We start from the raw sequence: 7,480 nt of genomic DNA on the forward strand, positions 1-7,480 counted from the left end.
CGGGTGGGGTGGGGAGGCCGCCGCTGGCGAACCGTTCGGGGTGCGTGGATTGGGCGACGGCCAGGACGGCGGCACGTCCGGTCGCGGACGGCGGCGGCGCGGCCGTAGTGCACGTCGACGGGATGGTGGTAGCCGATCCCGGAGTGATAGTGGTTGTGGTTGTACCAGGTGTAGAAGCTCTGGCAGAAGGCGCGGGCATCGGCGATCGAGCCGAACCGGCCGGGGAAGTCCGGGCAGTACTTGAGGGTCTTGTAGCTGGCCTCGACGTGTGGGTTGTCGTTGGAGGTCTTGGGCCGGGAGTGGGACTTGGCCACGCCCAGGTCGATGAGGAGTTCGGCGACGGTCTTGGACTTCATCGAGCTGCCGCGGTCGGCGTGCAGGGTGAGGGTGCCTTCGTCGATGTGATGTTTGCGCGTGGTCTGGCCGATGAGGTGTTTGGCCAGGTCGGCGGACTCGCGGGGGGCGATCATCCAGCCGACGACGTAGCGGCTGTAGATGTCGATGATCGTGTAGAGCGAGTACCAGACGCCCTTGTCCGGGCCGCGGAGCTTGGTGATGTCCGGGTGATGTCCCAGGCCCACACGCGGTTGGGGGCATCGGCGAACAGCTCGGGGATGGTCTTGGGCGGGTGGGTGGCCTGACGTCGCCGATCCCGGCCGACCTCGTCGTGCCGGCGCAGGATCCGGTACATCGTTGATTGCGAGGCCAGGTAGAGGCCCGCATCCAGCAGGGAGAAGTACGCCGTCGCCGGGGAGGCGTCGGCGAACCGCTCGTTCAGCACCGCGCGGACGTGGTCGCGCTCGGCCTGCGACAGTGCGGCCGGGTGCGGCTTTCGGGGCGTGACGGGCCGGACCGGGGCGGGGCTCTGGCGGTTCTTGCGGTACTAGGTGGCCTGCGATACCCCGACCGCCGCGCATGCGTTGCGACGCCCGAGCAGCGGGGCCAGTTCGGTGATTGCCTCAGCCTGGGCCCTCTGGATGACCCCGGTCACTGCTCGCCCCGATCCGGCGGGGTCTCGCTGCTGGTGGCGAGCTGATCCAGCAACGCGAAGAGCTTTCCCTGCACCTCGATCACCTGGCGGGTCTTGCCGAGCTCGGCGCGTAGCCGCTCGACCTCCGCCTGCAGCGCGTCGATCTTCTTGTCCCGCGGGTCGGCCTTCGGGCGGCCGGCCGGGCGGGCCAGCGCCTCGGCGGCGCCGTGGTCCCGCGCGGTCCGCCAACTGGAGATCAGTGAGGAGTACAGGCCTTCCCGGCGCATCAACGCGCCCTTGCCGGCCTTGTCCAGCCGGTCGTACTCCTCCAGGATCCGGGTCTTATAGGCGGCGGTGTAGCGGCGAGCGCCGGCTCGCTCGCGTACGTGTGGGTCAGGGATCTGGGGATCCTGTTCACTTGCTCCCACGAAGGGATGTCTCCTTCCCCGGCCCTCAGCACAGAGTTTTGTACCTGTTTGCTACCTAATGAGATCTGCCGGCCGAGCTGGATGTCTCCGGCCAGTTGCCGGGCCGAGGCCGAGCCCCATGGCCGTTCTGGAGGCAGCCGGCACTCGTGGGGAAGGTGGTCGCGATAGGCCCAGAGCGCCCGGACGATCTGCAGATAGTCGGCCTTGCGGCTGCAGCTCACCGATAGCCCCAGGACGTGGGCGCGGTAGCGGTCCAGGTCATGGTGGGTAACGTTGCTGATCGCCTGGATCTGCTGGGTCTCCAGCCAGGTCGCGAGCACCCGAATAGTGCGGACCCACTGGTGGAAGGACACCAGGCTCGCCTTGTCCCCGCCGGCCGAGCCGATAATCAGCGGCGGCGGCATGTTGTAGTCGAGCACGGCCAGCGCAAACGTCTTGACCGGGATCCGGAACCGGTCCGGAATCGGAGCGAAATGCGCGCCGGATGCCACTTGCTCGTTGTGGATCGCGGCTGGACTGGTGTCCCAGACGTCGTCGGAGAAGCGCGACAGCCGAGCCTGGTCGGCCGTCGGATGCAGGGTCCGGCCGCGCAGCACAATCGTGCCGGGCTCTGGCCAAGAGGCTGCCATTGTGCTCGGAGCGGCGCTGCTGTGGGTCCTCATCGCAGATCGAGTCTTCCGTTCACAAGATCATCGGCCAGCTGCCGATCTGACTCCGTGAGCTGGTCACGGGCCTGGTCGCGATCGCGATCTGGGTGGTGGCTCAGAAGGTAGCCGAGGCGGGTGTAGGGGTCGCCGTAGCGATGCAGCCAGAGCTGCGGCGGCAGGTCAGAGCGCAGCGCAGCGAGCCGGTCATGGACCGCGACCTGGACGGGGAGATGATGCGGCAGCGCGCGGGCGTTCCGGCAGCGCAGGCAGAGCAGAAACGAGGCGTCACATGGGTCTCCGGGCTGGGCGTGGGGGCTGTCGTGGTGATCGACGCAGGCGGCCAGCACGGTGTCTCGCTCTCGGTTGAGCATTCGTTTGAGGGTGTCGGCGTCAACACCCATCTCCGCTGCCGCGGCCTGCGGATCTTTCGCAGCGCGGGCCAGGAAGTCCGCGGTGAACACCGGGACGGCCTGGACGTCGCGGGCCTTGGTCACCTCGGCGTCCAGAGCGTCTCGGACGATCTCACCGCTCTGCTTGATCACCTGAGGGCTGCGGCGCAGGTAGTGATCGTTCATCGTTGACCGTGTGTGGGCAACGGGGTGGCGGCGTCGTTCGATCGCTGTCTGCCGAAGCCGCTGCACCAGGATGTACGGTTTCCCGTCGCCCGTTATCGCCTCGCCTGGCGTGGCGGATATCCCAGCGGCGGATGCTTCCTGATCCGCCTGCTCTTGGTCAGGGGCCGGCCGATGACGGCCGATCGCGGGCGGCCGGGGGAAGCCTCGAGACTCAGCCCAGTCACCGACGGAGTTCGCGCTCAGTTCGGACCCCCAGCGGCGGCTCTTGCCGACCGATACGTAGCAGAACGCTTGCTCGCTACCCGAATGACGCCGGGCCAGGGCGCCCAGGTCCAGCAGCAGGAGATAGACCAGCAGCGGGGAGCGGAACAGGCGCCGTTCCTGCACTGTGACGTCATCGATCACGTCAGCAAGTCCCTCGGGCAGGTCCTCGACCGCGGTCACCATGTGCTCGCGGGACGGCCCGCGCCGTGGCTTGGACTCCTCCAGCAACGCCACCGCGAGGTTGCCGAGTCCGCCATCGGGCCGGAAGTGCACGGCCGGCCAACCGGCGACCGTGCCGAAGTTCTCCGCGGTCATCTCGACCAGCAGAAGCGCGAACGCCACGGCATCGGCCAACGTGGGCGACAGCATCGCGCCGAGTTCCCCGACCCCGCCCAACCGCTTCACCACCGGCTTGACCCGTCCTCCCGGGAACCGGGGGAAGTCGCCGGTGGCCTCAAGAACGTCGAGAACCTGTGCCACCTGCTCGTCTCTGCTGCCAGGGGTGAGCTCGCCGCGACGGAAGGCGGCCAGCAGACTGCGTCCGGCATGGATCCGGTCCCGGGCCTTGCGGATATCGCCGCGGACCGTGACCAGGATCTGCCGCAGCTCCCCGTCGTTGTAGGCGAGGATCTCCGCGGGCTTCTGCTGCGGCAGCCGGCCTTCAAGGATGGCCCGACGGGTCTCCGGCCTCAGTTCCGAGTTCTTACGGATCAGCACCCGCAGGGTGACGATCTTGTGGTTGTGGGAGGCCGAAGTCAGGGCCAGCCGGAACGCCGCGATGTGCGCCGGCGTCACCTCCTGCGGAGAACGCGGCGGGTTGTCGACCTCGCTCAACACCGCAGCCAGCTTGGCCAGCGTCTTGTAGTAGTCGCTGGCGCTGTTCAGCCGCTTCGCCCCGCCCCGTGGCCCGGTCGTGCGAGCGAAGCAACGCGCCATCCACTGCTGAAGCTCAACCGAGACCGGGAATGCGGAGAAGTCGAAGATACGGCTCTTGCGGCCTTGCTCCTCAACGAACAGCACCGTGCAGGTGCCAGGCCCGATCACCAGCCGTTCCGGTGGCTCCCAGTCCCTCGGCGGCTGCGACGCGCGGCGCCCTCTGCCGCTCATCGGGCACCCTCCTGGCCCTCCACCGACTCCGTGCCCGGCTGGACAGGAGTCAGGACTCTGCCGCTGTCCTGGGCGATCCGGCTGACCAGCCGATCGAGCGCGGTGCGTTCCTCCTCGTCCAGCAATGACAGGATGTAGTCGACCTGCAGGCCGGTGAACGGCTCGAGATACCAGTCCCTGGTCACCTCGGGGCTGCTGTGTCCCAGCAGTGTGGCCAACTGGAACCACACGTCGCCGAACTGCTCGCGCAAGTCCCGCTTCTCTGCGTCGGTGAATCCCCCCAGCCTGTGTTCCCAGACCACCGAGAGGATCGAGAACCACCGCAGCGCAAAGGAATGACGTGCCATGTGGGGCCTGGCCCAAAGCGGGCACGCAAGGTCGTCGTCCTCCTCGCGGCCGTGTGCGGACGCCCACTCCTGGGCGACCCGGGCGTTGGCCGTCTGGAATGTCTTCTCCCAGCTGTGGGCCTGCTTGGGCATCCCGTCGTTGCCGAGCCAGAGCGCCAGCGGCTCCAGTCCGTCGGGCGTCTTCCGGAACAGCCGCAACCGCTCCTCCGGGGTGATCGTGTCCAGGGACAGGGCGGCCCGTCCCGCCGGGCCAAGGACGTAGAGAGTCCGGCTGTGTCGGTTGCAGCCGGTCACGATCCGCATACCCCGGACCTTGTCGTAGCGACCCTTGCGGCGAGCCCTGCCGATCGCCTCGGCCCGCGAGCCCTCCACCGGGTCGGTGTAAGCGGCGATCTCCTTCATCACGCTGCGCGGGATCCGATAATGACGCCCAGCCCGTCCGCCCTTGATGCAGGCCGCAGCCAGCCACGCCTTGGGGAAACGGCCAGCCTCATCCTCGGCCGGAAGCTCGACGTCCAGGACGCTCGACCACTCCGCCAGCCGCAGGCCCGTGCCGTACAGACCATCGACGAACGCGGCGTCCCGATCCTCGTTGAAGCCACGCCAGCCCAGGCGGCGCCGCCCATCGAACCCGAACCCACGCAACCCGACATCGCGCCACTGCTCGAACGCCGGCCGCAACAGCCACTTCACCTGCCGCCGCGGAGCACCCGCCGGCCGAGCCGGATCCCGCCGACCATCCCTCGCCGCCACCTCGAGATCGTCCACCTCCGGCCCCGCCACGGTGGGCACAGGGTTCACCACCCCGTAGCGCTCACCAGCCCACCGGTAGAAGCTGTTCAGCGCCGCACGGTCGGCATCGAACGACGTCGCCCGAACCCGACCGTCGTTGCGATGATCGGTCATCCTCCAGTACTTGAAGGCATCGAAGTCCGCCGTCGTCGCCGCGTCCCACGACCGGCCGAGCCCTTCCAGGAAGTCCAACCACACAACCAGCGAGTATGCATACCGCCGCCACGTGCGAGGCCGCTTCTCCGCGACTCTGCTCAGCCGAAAGAACAGATTGATCCGTGCGTCCGCCGACCCCGACGGCGACAGCAGGATCGGTGTCCCCTGACGCGCCCCGTTCCGTGCCGCCCGCTCGTACACATCCCCGAAGCCAGCAAGGACCTCATCCTCGGCAGCGTCCAGGCCCACCGTGAAGTCGTAGAAATCCAGCGACCAGGACCCGTAGGCCTCCACTGCCACCTCCGTCACAGGTATAACCGACAGTGATGGAGAGAGTAGAGAACAGCTGGCGGCATGACATCGTGCTGGAGGAGATCCTCACCGCGGAGGAAGGGGTCCGTTACCCGGTGCTGGTGAACGGGGTGGGCGCTTGCCCACCAGAGGACGTCGGCGGCATCGGAGGCTACGCATACTTCCGTCTGGTGCTGGCCTATCCCGAGCACGACGAGCACGACGAATATGTCCGCTGGGCCGGTCTGGGGAGCGCGCAGGAGTTCGACCCGGCCCGGTTCGCCGTTGAAGCCGCTCGCCGAGCGCTGGCCTCGGCTGCGATGATCAGATGCGCATCGCAGCCACGCAGCCCGCGGGCCTCCCCGCCGTAGCACTCGCCCCGCACATCAACGGCCCGTGGTGTGCCCGGTCGCGACTCACCCCAGCAGCGCCGACCGCCTCACCCCGGAACTTCCCCGTACTCCGGACACTTGACCTGAGGTCACCCCTGATCGAATGCGAGCCCTAATAGCTAGGCGCGTGCTGGAGGCAGGCCGTAGCGGCTGACGGCCAGGTACGTCTCCGGCGTCGCCGCTTCGAGGAGCCCCTCGTCGCCTTCCAGGTCGAGTTCTGGCTCCTGGGGACGGCGCAGCAGATCACTCCAGTCGCTTGTCGCTCCCCGCTCGTAGGCGCCGCGGAGCAGGGGGCGCAGCCGGGGGCGGGCTTCCTCCTGCTGCTCGCGGAAGATCCGCCGCTGGGTGAGTCGCTGTTCTTCCTGAGCGTCGTCGCTGAGTTCCTGATCATCGGCCAGCTGGTCCTCGGCGCGCAGCCCCGGGGTGCGCTGGGCGATGGCGAGGTCTTCCTCGCGGAGGCGCTCGCAGGCGGCGAACAGCTTCCGGGACATGCCCAGGTGAACCTCGGTCCCGGGGATGCGGCAGGTGAGGAAGTCGTCGAGGCCCATGGAACGGATACGGGCGCGCAGGATGTGCCGCTCGGTATGGGGCGCTGCTCCGCGGGCTTCGGCCCGCATGGCGAGGGTGAGGTCGTCGCCTTCCAGGGGCGTGGTCAGCCCGGAGCGCCGATGACGGGACGCGCGGTCGACGGGAACGGGCACGGTGCGCAGTTGCGAGGCGGGAGCGGAGCGCAGCGCCAGGTAGGCGAGCATTTGGGCGCGGGCCGCGCCGATGAGCGCGTCGTCGCTGTCGCCGAGACGGTCTTCGAGGTTGCCTGGGCCGACCGCTGACTCGTCGTCGATGTCGAATCCGGCTGGGGTGAGCGGCGGCCGTCCGGGGTGCAGGTCGTGGTCGATGGTGAGGAAGAGGTCGTCTCCGGGCCGCACGGACGCTCCGACCAGGACAATGCGGTGGGCGTACGAGCCGAGGATCTTGCTGCCGGCGGCCAGTTGCGCCCACCCCTTGCGCAGCGTGCTGAGGCCCACGTCGCCGCCCTTGGCCTCGATCAGCCAGTACAGGTCCTCTGCCTGGTGCCGCCCCCATAGGTCGGGCAGCTTCTCCTTCGGATCCTTGAACGTGTTGAGCAGGGCGGGGATCGGGCCACCAAGTTCGAGGTGCTCGGTCTGACCGAGGCCCAGCAGTGAGCGGCAGGCCCACTCGGTTATCGTCATACCCAGCCGGTAGGCGGCTGCGTTCTTCGCGCTGCGCTCGGTGCCATACGCGTACACCGGGTTCAGGGTCAGGCGCCGGCCCTTGGTGCCTCGTACGGGGTGCTGAGGCTTGACGGGGTGCATGCCGAGATAGGCGTACAGCGGGGAAACCCGGGCGACGAGTTCCCCGTGCGCATACCGCGGCTGATTCTGCAAGTGCGGGGTGACGTCGCGGCCGACCTCCATGGCGGCCTTGATGATCTCCCGCCAGGTGGTGGTCGAGACGTACCAGCCGTCGGTCGCCGGAAACCCGCCCGACCC

6 protein-coding genes and 1 pseudogene are annotated in these 7,480 nt (G+C 68.4%); 1 reads left to right on the forward strand and 6 read right to left on the reverse strand.

The genetic code is table 11. From position 1 onward, the window contains the following. The 5 genes and pseudogenes from EJK15_RS75930 to EJK15_RS65885 form a co-directional block, all read right to left on the reverse strand. A pseudogene (locus tag EJK15_RS75930) lies at positions 1–979 on the reverse strand (IS3 family transposase); the annotation flags it as partial. Positions 980–987: 8 nt separating this feature from the next. Next, a complete protein-coding gene (locus EJK15_RS65870) occupies positions 988–1,257 on the reverse strand; it encodes a transposase (protein WP_138720372.1) in 270 nt (89 codons plus the stop codon). Beyond that, positions 1,257–1,994 (reverse strand): hypothetical protein, encoded by a 738-nt coding sequence (locus tag EJK15_RS65875; protein ID WP_138720368.1) that lies wholly within the window; start codon positions 1,992–1,994, stop codon positions 1,257–1,259. The genes EJK15_RS65870 and EJK15_RS65875 overlap by 1 nt, the downstream gene beginning before the upstream one ends. A gap of 62 nt (positions 1,995–2,056) precedes the next feature. After that, positions 2,057–3,991: a hypothetical protein gene (locus tag EJK15_RS65880; RefSeq protein WP_240778059.1), complete on the reverse strand. Its 1,935-nt coding sequence runs from the start codon at positions 3,989–3,991 to the stop codon at positions 2,057–2,059. Further along, complete coding sequence (locus EJK15_RS65885; RefSeq protein ID WP_240778060.1) at positions 3,988–5,595, reverse strand: site-specific integrase; 1,608 nt, start codon at positions 5,593–5,595, stop codon at positions 3,988–3,990. The genes EJK15_RS65880 and EJK15_RS65885 overlap by 4 nt, the downstream gene beginning before the upstream one ends. Before the next feature lie 17 nt (positions 5,596–5,612). Between EJK15_RS65885 and EJK15_RS65890 the strand changes: the two genes are divergently transcribed. Then, complete coding sequence (locus EJK15_RS65890; protein ID WP_138720370.1) at positions 5,613–5,948, forward strand: plasmid pRiA4b ORF-3 family protein; 336 nt, start codon at positions 5,613–5,615, stop codon at positions 5,946–5,948. 140 nt (positions 5,949–6,088) lie between these two features. On the opposite strand, the gene EJK15_RS65895 is transcribed toward EJK15_RS65890, so the two are convergent. Further along, on the reverse strand, positions 6,089–7,480 hold a 1,392-nt coding region (locus EJK15_RS65895; protein WP_138720371.1), incomplete at its 5' end, for a gamma-glutamyltransferase.

Source organism: Nonomuraea basaltis (assembly GCF_005893125.1).
GTDB classification, from domain to species: domain Bacteria; phylum Actinomycetota; class Actinomycetes; order Streptosporangiales; family Streptosporangiaceae; genus Nonomuraea; species Nonomuraea basaltis.